Source organism: Sphingopyxis panaciterrulae (assembly GCF_014199295.1).
In the GTDB taxonomy this organism is placed as follows: domain Bacteria; phylum Pseudomonadota; class Alphaproteobacteria; order Sphingomonadales; family Sphingomonadaceae; genus Sphingopyxis; species Sphingopyxis panaciterrulae.
The window spans coordinates 17416-37458 of sequence record NZ_JACIJH010000022.1; the positions used below are offsets into that span (position 1 = coordinate 17416).

Annotated in this window: 19 protein-coding genes, 1 tRNA gene and 1 pseudogene; 8 read left to right on the forward strand and 13 right to left on the reverse strand. The window is 57.5% G+C overall.

What is annotated here, in order from left to right; translation table 11 throughout:
• Positions 1–51: 51 nt before the first annotated feature.
• From FHR21_RS19730 to FHR21_RS19765, 8 genes are read right to left on the reverse strand one after another with little or no spacing between them, the layout of a single operon-like run.
• Positions 52–1215 carry an alpha-hydroxy acid oxidase gene (locus FHR21_RS19730; protein ID WP_184101502.1) on the reverse strand — a complete coding sequence of 388 codons (1164 nt, stop codon included), beginning with the start codon at positions 1213–1215 and terminating at the stop codon, positions 52–54.
• 2 nt (positions 1216–1217) lie between these two features.
• A complete protein-coding gene (locus FHR21_RS19735) occupies positions 1218–2063 on the reverse strand; it encodes a fumarylacetoacetate hydrolase family protein (RefSeq protein WP_184101504.1) in 846 nt (281 codons plus the stop codon).
• Between the two features lie 11 nt (positions 2064–2074).
• On the reverse strand, positions 2075–2413 hold the full coding sequence (locus tag FHR21_RS19740) for an L-rhamnose mutarotase (RefSeq protein ID WP_184101506.1): 339 nt from the start codon (positions 2411–2413) through the stop codon (positions 2075–2077).
• Positions 2410–3726: an L-fucose:H+ symporter permease gene (gene fucP / locus FHR21_RS19745; RefSeq protein ID WP_184101508.1), complete on the reverse strand. Its 1317-nt coding sequence runs from the start codon at positions 3724–3726 to the stop codon at positions 2410–2412. The genes FHR21_RS19740 and fucP overlap by 4 nt, the downstream gene beginning before the upstream one ends.
• Positions 3727–3749: 23 nt before the next feature.
• A complete protein-coding gene (locus FHR21_RS19750; RefSeq protein WP_184101510.1) occupies positions 3750–4490 on the reverse strand; it encodes an SDR family oxidoreductase in 741 nt (246 codons plus the stop codon).
• A 10-nt stretch (positions 4491–4500) separates the two neighbouring features.
• Positions 4501–5715 carry a UxaA family hydrolase gene (locus tag FHR21_RS19755; protein WP_184101512.1) on the reverse strand — a complete coding sequence of 405 codons (1215 nt, stop codon included), beginning with the start codon at positions 5713–5715 and terminating at the stop codon, positions 4501–4503.
• The gene (locus FHR21_RS19760) at positions 5712–6905 is read right to left on the reverse strand and encodes an amidohydrolase family protein (RefSeq protein ID WP_184101514.1); all 1194 of its coding nucleotides are present in this window, start codon (positions 6903–6905) and stop codon (positions 5712–5714) included. The genes FHR21_RS19755 and FHR21_RS19760 overlap by 4 nt, the downstream gene beginning before the upstream one ends.
• 6 nt (positions 6906–6911) lie before the next feature.
• Positions 6912–7928 (reverse strand): aldo/keto reductase, encoded by a 1017-nt coding sequence (locus FHR21_RS19765; RefSeq protein ID WP_338113235.1) that lies wholly within the window; start codon positions 7926–7928, stop codon positions 6912–6914.
• Positions 7929–8043: 115 nt separating this feature from the next.
• Between FHR21_RS19765 and FHR21_RS19770 the strand changes: the two genes are divergently transcribed.
• A complete protein-coding gene (locus FHR21_RS19770) occupies positions 8044–8859 on the forward strand; it encodes an IclR family transcriptional regulator (protein WP_184101518.1) in 816 nt (271 codons plus the stop codon).
• A 31-nt stretch (positions 8860–8890) separates the two neighbouring features.
• On the opposite strand, the gene FHR21_RS19775 is transcribed toward FHR21_RS19770, so the two are convergent.
• From FHR21_RS19775 to FHR21_RS19785, 3 genes are all read right to left on the reverse strand, one after another.
• A complete protein-coding gene (locus tag FHR21_RS19775) occupies positions 8891–9748 on the reverse strand; it encodes an endonuclease/exonuclease/phosphatase family protein (RefSeq protein ID WP_184101520.1) in 858 nt (285 codons plus the stop codon).
• A gap of 50 nt (positions 9749–9798) precedes the next feature.
• Entirely contained in the window at positions 9799–12462 is a 2664-nt protein-coding gene (locus tag FHR21_RS19780; protein ID WP_184101522.1) for a TonB-dependent receptor, read from the reverse strand.
• Between the two features lie 550 nt (positions 12463–13012).
• Entirely contained in the window at positions 13013–14410 is a 1398-nt protein-coding gene (locus FHR21_RS19785; protein ID WP_184101524.1) for a ComEC/Rec2 family competence protein, read from the reverse strand.
• Between the two features lie 359 nt (positions 14411–14769).
• Between FHR21_RS19785 and FHR21_RS21140 the strand changes: the two genes are divergently transcribed.
• The 5 genes and pseudogenes from FHR21_RS21140 to FHR21_RS19810 all read left to right on the forward strand — a co-directional run bounded on the left by FHR21_RS21140 (position 14770) and on the right by FHR21_RS19810 (position 16839).
• Entirely contained in the window at positions 14770–14940 is a 171-nt protein-coding gene (locus FHR21_RS21140; RefSeq protein WP_338113237.1) for a DUF6771 family protein, read from the forward strand.
• 16 nt (positions 14941–14956) lie between these two features.
• Positions 14957–15385 carry an SOS response-associated peptidase family protein gene (locus tag FHR21_RS20735; protein ID WP_221235286.1) on the forward strand — a complete coding sequence of 143 codons (429 nt, stop codon included), beginning with the start codon at positions 14957–14959 and terminating at the stop codon, positions 15383–15385.
• 156 nt (positions 15386–15541) lie between these two features.
• A pseudogene (locus tag FHR21_RS19800) lies at positions 15542–15712 on the forward strand (SOS response-associated peptidase family protein); the annotation flags it as partial.
• A gap of 253 nt (positions 15713–15965) precedes the next feature.
• Positions 15966–16130 (forward strand): hypothetical protein, encoded by a 165-nt coding sequence (locus FHR21_RS19805; RefSeq protein WP_221235287.1) that lies wholly within the window; start codon positions 15966–15968, stop codon positions 16128–16130.
• A gap of 517 nt (positions 16131–16647) precedes the next feature.
• Positions 16648–16839, forward strand: coding sequence for a helix-turn-helix transcriptional regulator (locus FHR21_RS19810; protein WP_184101528.1), 192 nt, complete (start codon positions 16648–16650; stop codon positions 16837–16839).
• Positions 16840–17151: 312 nt separating this feature from the next.
• Here the strand turns inward: FHR21_RS19810 and FHR21_RS19815 are convergent, their stop codons facing one another.
• Both FHR21_RS19815 and FHR21_RS19820 read right to left on the reverse strand, forming a co-directional pair.
• Complete coding sequence (locus FHR21_RS19815) at positions 17152–18378, reverse strand: tyrosine-type recombinase/integrase (protein ID WP_184101530.1); 1227 nt, start codon at positions 18376–18378, stop codon at positions 17152–17154.
• A 235-nt stretch (positions 18379–18613) separates the two neighbouring features.
• A tRNA-Trp gene (locus tag FHR21_RS19820) sits at positions 18614–18689 on the reverse strand.
• A 103-nt stretch (positions 18690–18792) separates the two neighbouring features.
• On the opposite strand from FHR21_RS19820, the gene FHR21_RS19825 reads away from it, so the two are divergent.
• Both FHR21_RS19825 and FHR21_RS19830 read left to right on the forward strand, forming a co-directional pair.
• Positions 18793–19731, forward strand: coding sequence for a DMT family transporter (locus FHR21_RS19825; RefSeq protein WP_184101532.1), 939 nt, complete (start codon positions 18793–18795; stop codon positions 19729–19731).
• The gene (locus tag FHR21_RS19830) at positions 19728–19988 is read left to right on the forward strand and encodes a glutathione S-transferase N-terminal domain-containing protein (RefSeq protein ID WP_246427360.1); all 261 of its coding nucleotides are present in this window, start codon (positions 19728–19730) and stop codon (positions 19986–19988) included. The genes FHR21_RS19825 and FHR21_RS19830 overlap by 4 nt, the downstream gene beginning before the upstream one ends.
• Positions 19989–20043 lie beyond the last annotated feature (55 nt).

The following is a 20043-nucleotide window of genomic DNA, read 5'->3' on the forward strand; positions in this document are numbered from 1 at the left end:
AATATGCCGATACAGATTTATCGAACAGTGCGGCTTTGGACGAACACAGTATCATGCAATTTCGCCCAATTCGGCCACATGCTTCTCCCCGATATCGTTGATCGAGGCGCACCCAAGCAGCGTCATCGCGCGGACCAGCTCGGTTCTGAGTAACCCGAGAACGTGCTCAACACCCTGCTGACCGCCCGCTGCCAGGCCGTAGAGATAAGCCTTGCCGATCGAACAGGCGTCAGCACCAAGCGCGATCGCCTTGACGATATCGGTGCCGCGGCGAACTCCACTGTCGACAATAAGTTGAGCAGCATCCCCCACGCGATCACGGATCGGACGGACCAGATCCACCGGCGCAGGCGCGCCATCAAGCTGTCGGCCGCCGTGGTTCGAGATCATCAATGCGTTCGCGCCGACGGCGCAGGCGCGCTCCGCATCGGCAGGTGACAAAACGCCTTTGACGACGAGCGGTCCATCCCACTCGCCGCGCAGCCATTCAACGTCGCGCCATGTGACGCTGCGGTCGAACTGGCTGTTGACATAGTCGATGAGCCCCATCGCTCCCCCGCCAAGCGCATCAACGCGATGTGCGACGTTGGCTAGCCTGAAGTCGGGATGCGCCAGAAAATTGAGCGACCAGTATGGATGTGCGATAAAGCTCCAGAGGCTACCGAGGCCAAAGCGCGGCGGCATTATCATTCCCGTCCGCAAGTCACGTTCACGATTGCCGGCCATGGCCATATCGGTTGTCAGGCAAAGTGCCTCATAACCCGCTGCCTTGCAGCGTTGAACGAACTCCCGAGTCAATTCCCGATCCTTGAGAATATAAATCTGGAACATCTTAGGCGTCGCGATCGTCGCCGCGACCTCTTCGAGAGAAGTCGTACCAAGCGTGGAGAGCGAATAGAAAGTCCCAAATTTCTCCGCGGCACGCGCAACCGCGAGTTCCTTGCCATGATGGAACAATCGCGACATGCCGGTCGGCGCAAGGAAGAAAGGCAAGGCGATTCGCTGACCGACGAGTTCGGTGGACAGGTCGATCTCGGCCACGTCACGTAGAACCTCAGGCAGCAGCCAATAGTCGGCAAAGCCTTGTCTGTTGCGCCGCAACGTCCATTCGTCGTCCGAACCGCCGTCGATATAGTGGAACATCGGTGCCGGGAGGCGGCTCATAGCCTTTAGACGAACGTCTTCGACATTGAAGCAGCGTTGGAGACTGATCATCGCTATGCCGCCGCGACCACGACCTGGCGCTGCGTTCCAAGCCCATCAATCCCTAATTCGACGACATCGCCGACCTCCAGATAGACGGGTGGTTGCTGACCCAACCCGACACCGGCGGGCGTGCCCGTCGAAATGATATCGCCGGGTTGCAGGCTCATGAAACGGGACAGATAGCTGATTAGAAAGGTCGGCTTGTAGATCATCGTGCGGCTATTACCGTCCTGAAAGCGTTTGCCATTGACGTTAAGCCACATCGCAAGGTTATCAGCGTCGGAAACTTCGTCTGCCGTTACAAGCCATGGCCCTAAGGGGCCGAAGCTGTCGCACCCCTTGCCTTTGGTCCATTGACCATGCCGTTCAAGCTGGAACGCGCGTTCCGACACATCATTGCACAGGCAATAACCGGCAATGCCGGCAGCTGCTTCGGCTTCGTCGGCATAGGCAAGATGGGCACCGATCACGACGGCAAGTTCGACCTCCCAATCAAGCTTGGTGCTCCCGCGCGGCTTGATGATCGGATCATTCGGGCCGCTGATCGCGCTGGTCGCTTTCATAAATACCACCGGCTCGGGTGGTACCTCCATATCACTTTCCGCGGCGTGGTCGCTGTAGTTGAGACCGATGCAGATGAACTTGCCGACGCTGCCGACGCAAGCACCATAGCGCTCGAAGTCAGTTATTTCCGGCAGAGTTGCAACGTCGATCGATCGCAAGCGATCACGGCCTTCACGCGTCAAAACGGTACCGTCGATGTCGCCGACGTACGCCGACAGATCGCGAACGGCTCCATTTGAATCGAGCAACCCAGGACGTTCCTGCCCCTTGGCGCCGTAACGTAGCAACTTCATGTGAGTGCTCCCTAATTCTCGTGATCGGAAAGATTGAATATGCAGTTCGTCGGCTGCCATTTCACGGCCATCGGCGCCCCGGAGAGCGGCTGCTGATAGGCATCCATGCACGCCTCCCACGCCCGCGTTTCCGGGCCGGGCCGCAAGCAGTTCAGATTGCCATCTTCGCGTGTTTCGACGACCATCGCCAGCCGATTTCCCGAGTGGAAGATTTCCATGCCGACGATACCTGCAGTGCGGATATCGGATAATACGGCGGGTGGCACACGACCGGGCCGATGCCAGTCCGCATATTCCTGGGCGAGGTCGGCATCGCGAAGATCGAGAAGATAGACAGCACGAGCCCTCACGCCCTACCTCTCTTCCCTCGGCGCTGCATCGCGGCGCCGAATAGCGCCACCACGACGAAACTAACCAAAGGCACCATCATCCCCATCTGTATCGATTGCATCCTGTCGGCGACCATTCCGACCAGCGGGGGAAACAGCGCACCGCCCACGATCGCCATGACAAGCAGAGAAGAACCCAGCTTGGTGGATTTCCCCAGATCCTGAACACCGAGTGCGAAGATCGTCGGGAACATGATCGACATGAACACGCTCGTCGAACCCAGCAGGATCACTGCCGTCCAACCCTCCGTCAGCATCGCCGCGCCGCACAGAACCGCCGCGATAACACCATAGATTCCCAGCATTCGGGCTGGGTCGAGAAAGCGCATGAGTGCCGTGCCGATGAAGCGGCCAAGCATGAAGCCCATCAAGCTGAAACCGAGAAGATGCGCGGCGCTTTTCTCTCCGGCGCCCGTCAGATCCTGAACGAAATTGATGAAATAGCTCCAGATTCCAACTTGTGCGCCGACATAGAACAACTGTGCTGCGACCGCGCCGAGCAGATGCCGATGCGACCAGATCGAACGTCGATCAGCTAACGTCTTTCTGGCATCATCACCAAGATCCTCGGTAATTTCGGGAAAGCGAGTTCGCCAGATGACGAATGCCAGCGTCAGAACGACGGCTGCCAATCCAAGATATGGAAACTGAACAGCCTGCGCCTCACTCGCATAGTAGGCTTCGAGCGCCTGCGGCGACATGGCGGAGAGTTCCTCCGCGCTGTGCTCCACTCCAGAAAGAATCAAGGCGCTCCCTAGAAACGGCGCCACAAAGCCCCCGAAACCATTGAAGCTCTGTGCCAGGTTCAGCCGCTGCGCAGCGGTTGCCGGCGAACCCATAACGGAAATGAATGGGTTGGCCGACGTTTCCAGGAAAGCGAGGCCAGCCGCAATCGTGTACAGGGCCACAAGAAAGAAACCGAACAGGCGGATTTCAGCTGCAGGAAAAAATAACAATGCTCCCAACGCGTAAAGGCAGAGCCCGATCAGGATGCCATTTTTGTATCCAACCCTCGTAACCACCCAGCCAGCAGGCAGTGCAACAGTAAAATAGCCAAGATAAAAGGCAGTCTGCACCAATCCCGATTGCATGCGCGTGAGGTCAAGCGCTTTCTGGAACTGCTTTATCAGGATATCATTGAAATTATTGGCAACCGCCCACATGAAAAAGAGCGCCGTCACTAGAGAAAAAGCCAAGAGATAGGACCGTTGCACCAAAGATGCTCTCGCCGACGCGGCGGCCGATCCATGCAACGATTGCGATGACAACGCCATGCCCCTCCCCTCCCATCCCTGTTTCAGCTGTTGGACCAACCGCCATCAATGATGTGGCACTGGCCTGTCGTGAAAGCCGATGCATCACTAGCGAGGTACAGGGCTAATGCCGCGATTTCCTCGGGTCGTCCGATACGGCCCATCGGCTGGCGCGCGGTGAAAGCGGCAAGCGCCGCTGCAAAATCGCCTGTCGCGGCAAGCCTCTGCTCGAGCGACGGAGACTGGACCGTGCCGGGGCAAATGGCGTTACAACGTATGCCCTGGTCGACGAAATCGGCGGCAACGGCCTTGGTCAAGCCAATCACGGCCGCTTTGCTCGCCCCATAAGCGAAGCGGTTAGACACGCCGATGATGGAGCCCGCGACGGACCCCATATTGATGATTGAGCCTCCACCACGCGCCACCATGGCGGGTAGCAAGGCACGGATCATCCGATAGCTCGCAGTAACATTGAGATCGAAAGAAAAGGCCCAGTCTTTCTCATCGCACTCGAATATTGTTCCCGAATGCACATAGCCGGCACAGTTGAACAAAATGTCGAAGCCACCCTCGGTCTCCGCAAGGCCGGTGATCGCCCGCGCATCGAGAACATCCAACATCATAGTGCGGCATCCCTCAATCGATGCGAGACTGTCCTCATTCACGTCGGTTGCCAGCACATCCGCTCCCGCGTCGCGAAAGGCTTCCGCACTCGCCCGACCGATGCCCTGTCCCGCACCGGTCACGATCGCGCGCTTGCCACCTAATGAGAATCCGTGTTTCATCAGCCATCTCCTATGAGCGGGAAGTGGGCAGGCATGCAGGCCCGCTCGCGTCGAAATATTTGTATGTCAGAATGAACTCCTGGTGCCCGAGCGCCTCGGAAACGCTCGGCAGTCCACCGGCGACATCGACGACCCGATCGAATATCTCTAACCCTACCTCGTCGAGACTGGCCTTGTGTTGCAGGATCCGTCCGGCGTCGATGTCCATATCTTCGGGCAGCTTCGCATAAGTCTCGGGATTTGCGCAGACTTTGATGACCGGCGAAATGGCCGAACCGACGACGGAACCTCGGCCTGTAGTGAACAGAATGAGATGACAGCCAGAGGCGATCAATTCGACAATCTCGGCATTGTCGGAGATGTTCGGAAAACCAAAACGCACCTCCCCGTCCGGCACGACGTCGAGGAGATAGAGGCCAGGATTCGGTGGCATTTCGCCCGGTTTGATAAGGCCGGAAATCGGTGAGTCTCCCGATTTGGAATAAGCACCGAGCGACTTTTCCTCTTGGGTCGTAAGCCCACCTTCGGCATTGCCCGGAGCAAAACTGCCATAGCCAAGCGTGGCATAGTAACGTTCGGCCTTCACGACTGCCGCTTTAATCTCCCGCCCAAGCTCGGCCGTCACCGCTCGGGCAGCCATAATCTGCTCGCACCCGATTAATTCGCCCGTTTCTTCGAACATGCAGGTGCCGCCGGCCTCAATCAGCTTATCGAAGCAACGGCCAACGGCAGGATTGGCAGTAATGCCGCTGGTTCCATCGGACCCACCGCAAATCGTTCCGACGACAAGATCGGCCAACGCCATTGGCGCCCGTTTGACTCGATCGGCCTCCGCCTTGAGGCGGGCGACGGCAGCAATGCCGGCATCGATGGTCGCGCGCGTGCCGCCAGCCTGTTGGATCACGAGAATTTCCGCCGGTCGACCGCTGGCAACCACGGCATCATAGAGCGAATTGCGATCGAAACCTTCACAGCCGAGCGACACGATCAGCGCGCCACCGACGTTGGGATGAGTGGCTAATTGCTTCATGATCTGGAAGGCGTAGCTATTGGGATAGCAGCCGGGGAAACCCACCAGCTGTATCGATGGATCATCCGCACTTGTCACGATACGCCGCGCAACATGATGTGCGCATTCGACCAGATAAATCACGAGGATCGCGTTGCGGATACCAAAGCGCCCGTCGTCACGCAGATAGCCGGAAAAACTTACCGTGTCGGTCATGATTTCTTCTCCCCGGCGTGTATGGCGTCGCGGCCATGCGCCGGCAGATAATCGCTCGCCAGATTGTGGTTGTGAACATGCTCGCCCGGCTGCGCGGGCGCGGTCATCGTGCCGATCGGAACACCATAGCGATAGATTTTATCGCCAGTCGCCAGCGCGGTGCGGGCGACCTTATGGCCAAGGCCTATATCCTGCGTCAGCGGGTAGCCAGCACCATCGATTTGGACCAGTTCGCCCGCCTTCGCCCCGTTCGTGCAAATCAGCACATTGTCCTTTGGATGAAGCAGCAATAATGATGCCCCACTCGTCGGCGCATAGTCTGCAGCGCCATAGAAGCGCATCGCATTGCCGCCGAAGACGGCAGCCTGATCCTCAGGCGCCAGATCGGCGAGCATGGCCTGGCATTGCGAAAACCAGGCCTGATAGCTCCCGGCCAACTGAACGACTGGCCAATCGCTGCCCCAGATCAGTCGCCCTGCACCAAAGCAGTCGAGAAGATGCCGGACATAGGGCCGAATGCACGGTTCGGAAATGTCGCTTCCTGCTTCGGTCCAAATGCCCGATAGCTTGCAAGAAACCAGCGGCATTCGCGCAAGCGCTCGAATTCCTTCGGCCCATGCCGTGAACTCACCGTCTGCAATCGACGGCTTGCCGCCGTGATCCACGACGATCGGCAACGCCGGATAGCGGTTCGCGAGTTCGGCTATCACAGATAGTTGCTTCGGGCGGATCAGCGCGTCGAAGCGTAAGCCGCGCGCAAGAAGCGCATCGAAAAGCGGGGCGAACCTGTCGCGAAGAATCCAATCCGGTTCGTCTATATTCTGGAGCATCGGGCGGACGCCCTTGAACCAGGGACTCGCCGCGAGGCGATCGAGTTGGGCGATGCCATCATCGGCCGTAAAATCGACCCAGCCCACGACGCCGAGCACAAAGTCGCATCGGTCCGCAATATCGAGGAGATATAAGCTCTCCTCGACGCTCGGGGCCGCCTGGACAAGAATCGTCCCGTCGACTCCCGCAAGCGCGAGTTCCGGCGCGAGATCATCCGGACCGTAGTCCCGATGGATGCTGGCCAAATCCGGTGGAGGCCAGACCGTGAAGGGGTTCGACAAGGTCCAGAAGTGCTGATGCGCATCGACGGTCGTGACAGCACGTCGTGCGGCCATATCGTCGCGTTGGGATTCAGTCATATTGAATCAGTCCCGCCCTGCCGGCACGGGCGCTTCAATGTCGAGCAACCCTTCCTGCTTGAGTTGCTGCCAAAACGCTGACGGTATCGCTTGGGACATCAGTTGTTCTGTTTGCCGAACACGGCGGGCCTCCCCTAGCCCGGGAATGACGCACTGCACGACGGAATGAGCCAGCGGAAATTGAAGAGCAGCAGCAGCCAGAGCGACGTTATGGGCATCGCATATTTCTTCTATTCTGGTGACACGGTCGATGATGGACTGCGGAGCTGGCCCGTAATTGTAGTGGAGTTCTCCGCCCCGCCGCGTGCCGGTGGCAAGAATACCGCTGTTATAGGCCCCGCCCAGGATGATCTTCGCACCATGAGCTTCGCATTGCGGGAGGAAGCCGTAGAGCGGCTCCTGCTCAAGGAGCGTATATCGACCTGCCAGCAGGAAGCAGTCCCACCGCCCCTTTTCCATGGCATCAGCGCACGCCTGCCACTCGTTGACGCCGAGGCCGATAGCAGAAATCGCCCCGCTGCTTCGCAATTCGTCGAGCGCGCGATAGCCACCGTTCCACAAATCAGCCAAATAGCGCTGATTGTCGGCTCCGTGCGTCACGACCCCGATGTCATGCACCAGCAAAATATCGATGCGCGCCAAGCCAAGCCGGTGCAGACTGGCCTCATAGGATCGCATCACACCGTCATAGCTATAATCGTAGCGAACCTTGAACGGCATCGCCGTCACAAAACCATGGCGTTCCGCCGCAATATCTGTCGCTGTATCTGGATCGAGCAATCGGCCGACTTTGGTGGACAACATATAATCCGCGCGTTTCTGCTTGCGCAGCGCATCACCGAGGCGGCGTTCGGACAGGCCAAGGCCATAATAGGGTGCAGTGTCGAAATAGCGCATCCCCGCGTCCCATGCGGCATCGACGATCGCCAATGCCTCATCGCGGGTAATCGGCCGATACAGATTGCCGAGTGACGCACACCCCAATCCCAAGCTGGGCAATGATCCGACAAAGGCTGCAACCACGTTTCGCTCCTCCCTCAATCACATATAAAACGTTCTTGTATATATACAACCTAAAAAGACTGGACAGTGAGATTCCATCAATACAATTGGGTTTCAGGACATCGAAAGACACACCATGCCAAGCCGCAAGACAGAACAGCCAAACGTCCGCGTCAAAGCGACGCGCCGAAAAACCTACAGCGCGCCAGCGCTTGAGAAGGGCCTCGACATCATCGAACTCCTGGCCAAAGAGCCCGAGGCAATCAGCCTCAAGGAGATCGCTGACCGTCTGCAGCGTTCGGTTGGCGAGATTTTCCGCATGCTCGCGGTTCTGGAGCAGCGCGGGTTCGTTCGAACGCTGCAAGGCACGGAGCGCTACCAGCTTAGCATGAAGCTGTTCCAGCTTGCGCACTGGCACTTGCCCGTCAATGTCTTGTCACGGGCCGCCGCAGAACCGATGCGGCGTTTAGCTTTACGAAGCGGACAGTCGTGCCATCTCGCCATCCACTCGGGCTCGAAGATGGTGGCGATTGCTCAACAGAGCAGTTACCGGGATCGCAATTTCAGTATCAAGGTGGGAGCAGAGGCGCCGATCCTAACGTCATGTTCCGGTCGCATTTTCTTTGCGCTATCTGATGACGCCGCCCGCGAAACCCTCCTGACGAATATCGCCGAAGATGGCGGAGATATCGCATTCGCGAAAAAGGCCAGCATGCTGGAGAAGCAAATTCGAGAGAGCCAAATTCTGGAGATGCCTAGCAACCAGATCGAGGGGATAACCGACGTCGGCGCACCAATTTTTGGCCACAGCGGTTCGATTTCCGCTGCGCTGGTTGTCCCGTTTCTCTACCGCAAGGATCAGGATAATGGGGCTCGCCTGCAAGAGACTCGACGCTTGCTGCTCGAAGCGGTTCGAGAAATTTCTATGGAACTTGGCTACGAAGAGCAGTGATCTCAACAGGCAGTCAAGCGCCCGTAAGCACTCATCCGCCTCGACAAGTCCTGAATCGCAGCTCCGCAACGATCGGCTTATGGTCGGATAACGGTGGATTGGCTTCAACGACAGCTGCCGCTGGAACCGGCACCTCTGCAGCGGAGCGATAAAAGATATGATCGATGATTCCAATCTTTGAGGGCTCGACAACGGTGGAATGCCGCTGTGGATTCACACCTGCTTCAGACCAGACCGATTTGAAACCAAATCGTCGCAAGTTCGAAATTGCACTGTCGCCAATCTCGTTGTTGAAGTCTCCTGCAACGACCATGGTTGAAGAATCAGGCGAAAGTGCCTCCTTTTCGAAAAGCTCGTAGAGTTGACCATTCTTTCCACGGCTCGCTGCAATATGCAGAGCATAAAAACGCAAGGTCACATTGCCTATGGTGGTAACGGCGTGGACCGCGGATGCTGGCTTCCAGCTGGAACCAGAATCCAGCCTCGTCTCGCCGATGTCGGATAACGGAGTAGCACTGAGAATTGCCTTAAGCTTATCCTCTTGATTCGCTGAAGATATTTTCCCTACATACGCGTAGGGCAAGCCTAAGACTTTTCCGGCACGCTCCGTCCAATCGCCATCGGGCACCTCTGCAAAAGCGACTAAATCGAGATGATAGGAGTACAGCAGACGCGCGACTTCCTCCGGTGTACCGCGCGCTCCAAACATCACGTTGAAGGCGCCGATACGAACGGGCTGAATCGCGACCGCTTGCCCCTCAGGGCAACGGTTGTCCGCATATGCGGGCGAGCCGACTACGACCGTCATGGCACTGATGGCCATGACGGTCGACCTTAGTATTCCGTTGAATGCCGGATGAGATTCACCAAAGACGATATTGAGCATCATAAAATGGCCCGCCCGTCCATGCCGCCGGAAATGGCAGCGGCGTGATCGGTTCAGAATTTGAACGAAAATCCAGCCCAGTATGATCGTCCTGCATCGCGGAACGTATGGTGCAACCGCTGCTCCTCGCCGACAATCTCATGAGGCTTGTTGTCTGCAAGATTCTTGCCCTGCAAAACCAATTGCACCTTTTTGGTCAGCCAGTAACGGAGTTGGAGATCTACGCTCGACCGCGCCGCGTAGAGGTGATCGAAGCCTGGTTTGTCCTCCACGGCGATGCTTTTCATCTGCATCCCCTGATATGTGTACGCGATTTTTGCGTCGAATGGCCCCGTCTCATAGGTAAGAGCCACATTCCCCATATGCTTGGGCTGATAGAAGAGGCCATAGATTTCTCTCGTCAGGTTCTGCCCCCCGGACGTGTAGCCAATCTCCGCCTTGCTGTGGATGTAGGCATAATTCGCCGAGAGGCCAAAGCCCTCGAGGGCCGACGACAGCGGCGCCAATGAGTCCAGGATAATCCCGGCTTCCATTCCTGTCAGGCTTGCGCTCTGTGCGTTCTGCGGATTGACGAAGACCGCATCGCGTTGAACGCCGCCATATTCGATCGTTCCGCGAACTTGATTACGGTAGATTTCGTTGTCGATATCCTTGTGAAAGAGGCCCAACGCGACCAATCCTTTTATGGTCGGGAAGTAATATTCCAGAGTCATATCGTAATTGTTCGAAATTCGTGGTTTCAAATCCGGATTTCCGCCGGTGATGACGACTTCAGGCCCGCTATCGGTGACAATGGTCACCGGGCTGAGGCTATCATAATTGGCACGGCCTACCGATTTGCTGTAGGCGAGTCGGAGACGCAGGCTGTTCGTTATATCATAGGACAGATCTGCGCGCGGAAGCCAGGTTCCATATTTATTGTTGAAATAATCGAGACCGAGTTCCGGATCGGCATTCGGCGATGACGTCCCGATTTTTGTATGCTCATATCTCACACCAGCCGTGACGCGAAGATTGTCTGTCCTGAATACGCCCATAGCGTATCCGGCGAGAATATCTTCATTGATATCATATTGCGTCAGCTTGGCACTTGCAGCTTGCAAGTTAAAATTATCCTGATTGCTGTCAAAGTAATTGAGAATCCTGTCTAGATCTATAAAGATCATGGGATCCGAAAACATCGGCGTTTGGAACGTGTCTTCGAGAACATAATCCTTGAGCGAAACGGCTACGCCCGACTTGGCCCGGTATTCGCTATAGGATTGCGATCGCTCGCGCTCCGTCGATCGGGCCACAAAGCCTGCCTTGACGCCAAAGCCACGCGAGTCCTTGTCCAGATTATAGCTGTAGTCGAGATGCGCTTCTTTGACGCGTTCGTCATTGCTGCGCGGTTCCAGGCTAATATAGTGAAAATTATTGTATGAAGACGGGTCGGAAAATATTCCAGAGTTATCAAAGGTGTAATAATAGCTCCCGTCATTGAGCCTATTATATGTGTACGAAAGATCCTTGTTCTGCGTACGATAAAATCTCGCTTTTTGAACGTCGAGATTCAGATCGGCCTTCGAATAGCCGATCCGGGCTTCCAAGAGATGCCTCTCGGCAAAACGGTAGTCGAAGCCCGCGTTTACCCCCCTGGTTCTGTCTCTAAAGATATCATATGCGGATTCGACCAACGGCTCCACACGCCCCAGAACATGTCCGCTCGTCGGCGTGATATCAGCCGGGATATTCTTATAGTCCTTATTGGAGATGCGCGCGATGTCTCGCCGTTCCCGGTCGTCGCGATTGAACTGATACCCTTGCACATAAGCATAGAAATTGCGGTCGTCAGACTGATATTCTAGCTTCGCAAAGAGACCGGTTCGTTCACGCTTGTTGTAATATAAATACATATACGGGTCGCGCGGGACCGGGTTGGCGTCAGGCGTCTCGCCGCCCACTCCATCCTGGGAAAACCAATAATATCCGGTGCTGCCCGCGTTGGTCGGCGACTCCGTGTAGCTTTCCCGCTTCCAGTAGCTCGCCCCCAGCACGATCCCGAAATTATGCTCAGTTCCAAAGGATTGGGAAAAGACGCCATAGGCCTGGATCGACGGGTCGACCTTGATGGGGCCCTCGTCGTTATTCTCGTAGAAGCCGATCGAAGCGTTGGCGGCAAGAAGCATCCCGCTTCGATCGAAGGCGCTCCGTGTTTTGAGATCGATGCGCCCCCCGATCGCCTGACCATCCATATCGGCCGTGAAGGATTTATTCACGTCGACGCGCTTGGCGACGGAGGACGGAATCGTATCTAGTAGAACACCTCTCGACCCTTCGTCCGTCGACGGTACCACCAGCCCATCGACCGTGGTGAAGTTATACTCCTTGTTCATTCCACGGATTGTCAGGAAGCGCTCTTCACCATTATCCTGATCCGTGTTGACGCCTGGAAGGCGCTGCAGTGCCTCTGCCAGATTAAAATCCGGCAGAGAAGCAATGTCGTCGGTCGTCACGCTATCACTGATCTGTAGATTGTCGCGCTTGGCCTCAACCGCTCGCTGCGCCTGCAATTTATAGCCGGACACAATGATATCATCACCTTGCGGTCCGGAGTCTTCCGGATCCACCGACGCAACCTTCGTCGTGTCCCCATCCGGTTCACTTTGTGCAAGTGCCGGCTGAACAGCAGCAGCCAGAGCAAAAAGCGAAATTCCATATTTCCAAGCGTGTCGCATAACCGTCCCTCTTCCCCACTTATTCGAAAGCCGTTGTCAAAAATCTTTCATATACGGAATCGTATCGCACATATGCAATGTGCTTGCAAATTCGTTCAATGTCAATTCACAAGGTGATCGGCTGCGCGCGCCCTTCCCCTTTTCGGCGATATCTCAGTTGGGCGCGCATAGTGGTGTCAGGAACCACATCTCTTCGGTACATCGACCAAATGATCGAAAGGACAAAGCGGACCTAGTGCGTGACAAACGACGGCCCGTCCTCGGCGTTTTCGCTGAGGCTCTTTACAGCCAAATCTCAGGAACCCCCGCGCAGTCCGTTCCTAGTCTCAGCATGACGCGGAACTTTTGGTAAGTGGCCATCACCCGGGTGGCTGGATCAAACCAGCGGGATGATCCCCCTGCAGTAGACCCCTAAAACCGCTGACAGGGCCGCGGACATTGAATAATCGCGTGCCGCACCGCGCTCTCGGCTACAGATCACCAGGCGAGTTATCGACCGCTCAATCCGCGAGGCTCCGTAAGGCCTTTAGGAGGCAACAACACCCCCGGCTCATTCCGGTCGCGAAACGAATGGACCAAAATGCGATTTAATGGGCCGTTCCCGACTATGATCGTCGAGAATATAGACGTCGAACACGCCGCCGCCCGGTTGAACACGAATTAGGACATGGCCTTCCATGCTTTGATAATTGCGCGTTAGCCACGGACCGATCGCAACTTTCGTTGCGTCCTGGATGTGCGTCGCGAAAATGTGTCTTTGCCCCTGCCAAAGATGTTTCGACGTCACCCGCGCCACGACCTCACCGCCGGGTTGATCCGAGGTCCAGGTTTGTTCGACCAGCACTTGAGGCTTCAAATTGCGAAGCCAGTCTGCGTTCGTGGCGTCGCGGTTGCCGTGATGGTTCATAGTCATCACATCCACCTCGCCTACCACCGGTGCGATTTTGCTTTCCATATTGAACCAGGCAGGCTGATCAGGTTCGCTCACACCGGTGATGTCGCCGCCGGTCACATAGTCGAAATCACCGTAGTTGATCTTCAGCACCAATGAGAGCGGATTCTCATTGAACTTGCCGTTCTGATTAACGATTTCATCCGCATTTAACGTCGCCCGCTTCTCCATACCTATGCCGGTCCATATCTCGCCGTTCGCGGCAATATTGCGGATCGAGAAGGTCGGATAGCGCTTCCGGTCATGACGAAGCAGCACCTGATCATCGTGTCCAACCGCGAATCCCTGCGTTTTCAACCGTCCAGAGCGTACGCCCGCATCGATAAACCGCAGGTAATTGAGAAGATTTTCATCCTGCTGCTCTCGAAGAGGTCGCGGGAAACTATAGTCTGGATTGCCACGATCGATGAGGATTTTGATCGGCCAGACTTCTGCCACATCCATGATCCCAGTCAGCTTCCATGGACCATGAGCGGACACAGGGGAGCCCGGTAACAGGGTGCCGTAATGATCAGTGTGAAAATGTGATACGAAGGCATAGTCGATGGCCGTCATCCTCTTGGGCGCGAATTGCCTGATATAATCGGCAATCCACTGCCCAGGCCGCAAGCTGCTATCGGGGACGGCGGGTCCAAGTTTTAAAGGGGCATATTTTTCCTCGAAGTCGTCTTCGATGTCTCCTGCGTCGAACAAGATGCTCGTCCCGTCGGGCAGAACAAAAAATGCCGCATTCCCTCGCCCTGTATTGATGTGATGAATGTCCAGGAGGCCATCGTGCCACGCAGGGAGTTTCTCACGAGCAACGGGACTGCCGCGCCCTTCCACAGCCGGTTCGAACGCGAACGCCGATGAATTCGCTCCCATCACCACACCGACGAGAATCCAGCCCAGTAATCGTCTCGACGCCGCGCGTGCTTTGAACATTTGCCTGCCTTTCAATCGCGACGACGGCTTGACTTCCCTGGATTTGGGCTTGTCCGATCCACCGTTGATCAACCTTCTGTATCTTCAAATCCACGATCATAGGTAGAATGTATTTTTACTGGTGACAACAAGATCGTGACAACCGAAGCTCGCGATGCAGCCGCTTCCAATGCCCCTCGTCTTCGAGACAGTTCGACACCACAGGCTGAAAAGCCGCCCTTCCCGCTCCCGCGGCCTGAAAGCCGCCTTGAAACCTATGTCGCGAAATCGGTGGGGTCAGGTGAATATCGGGATACCGTATCGACGAGGCTAAGCAAGAATTTGAAGAACCATGGCGACCTTCAACGCCAATATTCGGTTCGTCGCAGCCCCTTGCCAAATATGTTCCCTCTATGTTCTAATACAGAAATAGAGCCGATAAACTGAGTCGCATTGCCGAAACCATCCTTTCCGCGCCGGGCTGGGTTCGCGTGGGCATCACCGCGCCTTCGCCGCATCTTCCCATCGATGCCGCGCATGAATTGGCGCGCGTCATTTTCCTTGCGATCGAGGGGCGCGGCGTGGGTGCGCCTGCGGCCGACGAGCCGGCCTTGCCACTGTGACAGAGGGCGCCGCGTCATGGGTCGATGGAGGACCGATGGATTGCGGGTCGCGACCAATCTCTTCAAGTGCGCGACGTGGCATTATGCGGTCAAGCCGGTGTGCCGGTGCGGGCAGGCGACCAACGCCGCTCCCGGCGACGTTTGGAAAGGCGGTACGGGCTTTGTCGTGCGCGAGGACGATGGTGCGCGCGTCCTGGATGCGATGCACTGGGGCTTTCCGCGCCATTCCATGAACAAGCGGACCGGCGCGCCGAACAAGCCGGCGCCGGTCAACAACGCCCGCGATGACAAGCTGATGTCGCATTATGGCATGTGGCGCGAATGGTTCGTGCAGCCGGCGCATCGCTGCCTCATTCCCTTCGCTGCTTTTGCGGAGGCCGAAGGCGCGGCGGGCGCGATGACGAAAACATGGATCAGCGTCGCCGACCAGCCACTTGCGGCCTAGGGCGGATCGACATTCAGCTCTGGCGGCCTGCAAATGGTGGCTTTTCGTGCTTCCGGTGCTCACGTGCCATGAGCACGCTGCGCTCCGGGTCACGAAAAGCCACCATTTTCGACTCGCCATCATCTGAATGTCGATCCGCCCTAGGCGGGCCTTTGGCGGCCGACCAACGAATGGGGAAATTGCTATACCGGCGTCATGGTCGACGCGACGACCGAGTTATTCGACATCCACGATCGGATGCCGGTCATCCTGCGGCCCGAAGATCACGAGGCCTGGCTCCACGCGTCGGCGGACGAGGCTTTGACGCTAGAGCAAATCCCGCAGTGAGTGAATCGCGGGGGATTCCGCTGGCGTTAATTTTCTGATTCATGGGGCTGGCCGGGATGGAGGTCGGCATGGATGACGAGAGCTTATTCTGAGGATTTGCTCTAGATCCCTTAGAGAGGAGCTCTCTCTTCGACGCTTGTCTACACGCCAGGCTCCGCCACAAGGATCGGGATGCTCGCTGGACGCGCAAGTTTGCCAGCCGCCGCATCGCGATAGGCCGCCCCGGACACGGCGATCCAATGCTGGTAAATCGATGATCCGATCCCGTGTCGAGCCTGTGTTCGCCGATCAGAAATCCCGCATGGGCCTGCTCGATCGCACTGTCGGCATCAAGAGGGCAGAGACGAAGATCGGTCTTGCCAACCTCGTCTGCAATATCAGGCGCTTCCTATACCTCGAACGCATCAACGCCACCTGACGAGCAGCCCGCAAAGCAGCGCCTTGACCCCCGCGAGGCATCAACGACAACGCCGACCAGACCCTGCAACGCCCAGAATGCACCCCGCTCCCAAAATAACGGGTTCTTCGATCCGTCCAACTGCCGCCGAGGCGGCGGACGAGATCGGCGCCCGCAGATTGGAGCAATGGCATGGTGTCGATAGAGAGTTTTGGGCCATGTTGAATTCCCCTCAATGGGCAATTCCACCCCCTTTTCCTCTCCATATTCCCGGACCGATGATAGCGGGCGGGACTGCCTCGCGGGCTTCCCCTTGAACGTCCGCAAGCGGAACGCCGATGCCTTCGAGAGGCAAATCGGCGCCTCACGCGTTGTCGCGCTAAGCCGTTTCCTGAATAGCTGTGGCCGCGGATCAAGCCATGAAACAAGATGAGGCAGTCGGAGCCCGCACTTCTCGAAGCGTCGGATGACCAAGCGTACGCGTACGAAACCGGCCCTTCAGGTCCCAAAACTTCATGGGGCGACCAAAGGACAGGCCATGTCGACCGAAAGCCCCGACCGCTTCCTGAGACTTGCCGACGTACTGGTTCGGACGGGTCTGAAGCGTTCGACACTCTATCGAAAAATGCGGGAAGGGAGTTTTCCCCGCCAACATCGGATCGCCGAACGATGTGTGGCCTGGCGAGATTCCGATGTTCGGAAATGGATGGACGAACAGAAACGCCTGTAGGGCCGGCGGACAGGACACGGCGTCCGTATGCCATCACCTTCGCTTCGGCGGGGTTAAGAAAGTCCGCCCACCATCTACTTTCTGTGGGTAGGTGCATCGCCATGGAATAATCGCTTTCAAGGAGGCGGATCTTCACCAAGACGACGCCGGCTCGCGTCTTCTCATCTCTGCACGAAATGACGACTTGCATAAGACCCTTCTTTTTCCATTTCTCACTTTATTTAATAGAAAACCTCATATTCAGAGGAATTGCCCTGCCTTCTCAAATCTATATTGAAAGACCGGATAAATGCAAAATTGCTACCGGCATCCCTAGCTTCCCCGCATGCCCGTGGCTTCTGCGTCATCAAGAAAATCAGCCCACCACTGCATCATCGGCCGCCGATGGGCGAGATAGCGCGCGGCATTATAGACTCCGCGCACACCCTGCGGCTGGTGCGCGAGTTGCATCTCTATCCAGTCGGGCTCGAACAGGCCGCTTTCATTGAGCACAGTGCTGGCGAGCGAACGAAAACCGTGAACGGTTGCCTTGCCGCGATATCCCATGCGATACATGATATCGAGCATGCGGTTCTCGCTTATCACGAGCGATTTGGCATGCGCCACGGGGAACAGATATCGCCCAAGGCGCATGTTTCTTCCTTTGAGAAAGACGTTCAGTTCGCGAATTTCGTCCAGCAGTTCGATCGACTGCCGGGCGAGCGGCACAAGATGCTCCTCACTCATCTTCATCCGCTCTGGCGAGAGGCGCCACAGGGGTTCGGCGAGGCCAATATCCTCGAACTCGTCCCATTCAGCGAAACGTGTCTCCTGCGTTCGAACCATATTGTAGATGGTCCAGCGCAGTGCGAGATGGCTCAGTCGCTCGCCCGGATCGGCGTTGAGTTTGACATAGAAGGTGGGGAGGTCCTTGGCCGCGACTTTCGGATGATGCCGAACGCGGGGCTTCTTGGTCAGCGATGGCGTGAGGTCCCGGCAGGGATCGGTATCACAGCGCCCATCGGGGATAGCGAAGCGGAAGATTTCGCTGCAATAGGTCTTGATCCGGTGGGCCATTTCGATCGAACCGCGTGCCTCGATCTTGCGGAGCGCGTCGAGCATCTGGCGCGGTGTGATTTCGGCGATGTCATGCTTGCCGATCACGGGGAAGATATCGTTCTCGAGCCGCCGGACGATGTGCCTCGCATATTTAGGCACCCATGCCAGCGTCCGGCTTTTCAGCCATTCGCGGGCGACTTCTTCGAAGCTGCTCCCTTCGCCTACCGGAACGGCCGCCGCCTCTTTTTGCCGTTCCTTCGATGGATCGAGCCCGAGGGCAAGTTGATGTTTCATCTTGTCGCGCCAGGCTCGTGCCGCGACAAGAGAGACCTCGGGGAACCGACCACCGGAAATGAGCTTGTGCTTGCCGTCATAGCGATAAGCAAAGCGCCAGAGTTTCGAACCGTTTTTCTCAATGAGAATGAACAGGCCGCCGCCGTCCGCTTTCTTATAGGGTTTGGCCTCCGGTTTAAGTGCTTTCAACGCGACGTTGGTGAGCATACTTCGGTCTCCTCGCGAACGATGTTGACTCGAATCCTAACGCGCGTACCGTTGGGGTAGGAACCGCGAAATTTGGGGTAGGAGTCGATTTCCTACCCGCAAAATGACAAAAACAGGGCTGGGCTGCAAGAGGAGCAAATGGGACGCGCTGGGACGCCACTACTCTTTATCCCGCTGATTTCCTTGATTTTTAGGAAACGCCCCGGACCCCTTGAGATCCCTTTGGACGCCGGCCTGGCAGGGGCAGCAGGATTCGAACCCGCGACCCTCGGTTTTGGAGACCGATGCTCTACCAGCTGAGCTATACCCCTAAGGCCGGAGTGCGCCCTTAGCCGCATCGGGGGGCGGGGCGCAAGGGGATTGCGTCGATGCACGGCTTGCACATGCGGCCGGCACTGATATGCGCAGGTCCGCATGACCGCCGCCGCTGCCCCCTCCGCCACCGCGCCGCAAAATTATCTCGGCGGCATCGCGCTGCGCCTGACCGCGATGCTCAGCCTGTCGCTGATGTTCGTGGTGGTGAAGCTGATCGACGCATCGGGCGTGCATATCCTCGAAAGCCTGTTCTGGCGGCAGGCGCTGGTCATCCCCATCGTCTTCGCCTGGGCGGTCACGCACGGTGGCATGGCATCGCTCGGGACCCAGCGGATCGGCGCCCACGCGCGCCGCGCGGCGATGGGGCTGGTCGGCATGGCCTGCAATTTCGGCGGCATGATCTTCCTGCCGATGGCCGAGGCGACGTCGATCAACCTGTCGGTGCCGATCTTCGCGGTGCTGTTCGCGGCGCTGCTGCTGCGCGAGCCGACGGGTCTCCAGCGCTGGAGCGCGGTGATCGTCGGTTTCCTCGGGGTGCTGATCGTGCTCGATCCCGGCGCCGGATTCGCGGCCGGGTTCGGCGGCCATCATGGGCTGGGAATGCTGATTGCGCTCGCCGGGGCGATCATGACCGCGCTCATCACCATCGCGGTCCGCGACCTCGGCCGCACCGAAAATGCGACGACGATCGTTTTCTGGTTCAGCCTGCTCTCGATGCTGCCGCTGGGCATCGCCCTGCCCTTCGTCATCACGCCGCACGACAGCTACCAATGGCTGCTGCTCGGCGCGCTCGGCCTGTCGGGCGCGGTCGTGCAGCTCAGCCTGACCGGCGCGCTGCGGCTGGCGCCGGTCGCGGTGGTCATCCCGATGGACTATTCGGCGCTGCTCTGGTCGATCGCCTGCGGCTGGTTTTTCTTCGGCACCTTCCCCGCCGAGGCGACATGGATCGGGGCGCCGTTGATCGTCGCGAGCGGGCTCTTCATCGCCTGGCGCGAGCATCGCCTGCATATCGAGCGGCAGAAGGATATCACCGCATGACGCGTCCGATTCTCTATCATTGCCCCGACGCGCGGTCGCTGCGCTGCCTGTGGGCGGCCGAGGAGGCGGGATTGGCGATCGACCTGCGCCTCCTCCCCTTCCCGCCGCGGGCCTTCGCGCCCGACTATCGCGCGATCAATCCGCTGATGACGGTGCCGGGTTGGGTCGAGGACGGGCGACTGATGACCGAATCGATCGCGATCTGCGAACGCATCGCTGAGGATCAGCGTGCAATAGGCACCCCCTTCGTGGGGTGATCGGCGTGCAAAAAGGACCCCTTCATCCCGGGGATTTAGTCGGCCGACTGGTTTT

Bases quoted from the DNA above. Each gene is read 5' to 3' on its own strand.
- FHR21_RS19755 (WP_184101512.1), bottom strand. From the start codon at position 5,715: ATGACCGACACGGTAAGTTTTTCCGGCTATCTGCGTGACGACGGGCGC.
- FHR21_RS19805 (WP_221235287.1), top strand. From the start codon at position 15,966: ATGATCCGATCCCGTGTCGAGCCTGTGTTCGCCGATCAGAAATCCCGC.
- FHR21_RS19775 (WP_184101520.1), bottom strand. From the start codon at position 9,748: ATGATGCTCAATATCGTCTTTGGTGAATCTCATCCGGCATTCAACGGA.
- FHR21_RS19730 (WP_184101502.1), bottom strand. From the start codon at position 1,215: ATGATCAGTCTCCAACGCTGCTTCAATGTCGAAGACGTTCGTCTAAAG.
- FHR21_RS19825 (WP_184101532.1), top strand. From the start codon at position 18,793: ATGACCGCCGCCGCTGCCCCCTCCGCCACCGCGCCGCAAAATTATCTC.
- FHR21_RS19735 (WP_184101504.1), bottom strand. From the start codon at position 2,063: ATGAAGTTGCTACGTTACGGCGCCAAGGGGCAGGAACGTCCTGGGTTG.
- FHR21_RS19780 (WP_184101522.1), bottom strand. From the start codon at position 12,462: ATGCGACACGCTTGGAAATATGGAATTTCGCTTTTTGCTCTGGCTGCT.
- fucP (WP_184101508.1), bottom strand. From the start codon at position 3,726: ATGGCGTTGTCATCGCAATCGTTGCATGGATCGGCCGCCGCGTCGGCG.
- FHR21_RS19770 (WP_184101518.1), top strand. From the start codon at position 8,044: ATGCCAAGCCGCAAGACAGAACAGCCAAACGTCCGCGTCAAAGCGACG.
- FHR21_RS19760 (WP_184101514.1), bottom strand. From the start codon at position 6,905: ATGACTGAATCCCAACGCGACGATATGGCCGCACGACGTGCTGTCACG.
- FHR21_RS19810 (WP_184101528.1), top strand. From the start codon at position 16,648: ATGTCGACCGAAAGCCCCGACCGCTTCCTGAGACTTGCCGACGTACTG.
- FHR21_RS20735 (WP_221235286.1), top strand. From the start codon at position 14,957: ATGGGTCGATGGAGGACCGATGGATTGCGGGTCGCGACCAATCTCTTC.
- FHR21_RS19815 (WP_184101530.1), bottom strand. From the start codon at position 18,378: ATGCTCACCAACGTCGCGTTGAAAGCACTTAAACCGGAGGCCAAACCC.
- FHR21_RS19750 (WP_184101510.1), bottom strand. From the start codon at position 4,490: ATGAAACACGGATTCTCATTAGGTGGCAAGCGCGCGATCGTGACCGGT.
- FHR21_RS19830 (WP_246427360.1), top strand. From the start codon at position 19,728: ATGACGCGTCCGATTCTCTATCATTGCCCCGACGCGCGGTCGCTGCGC.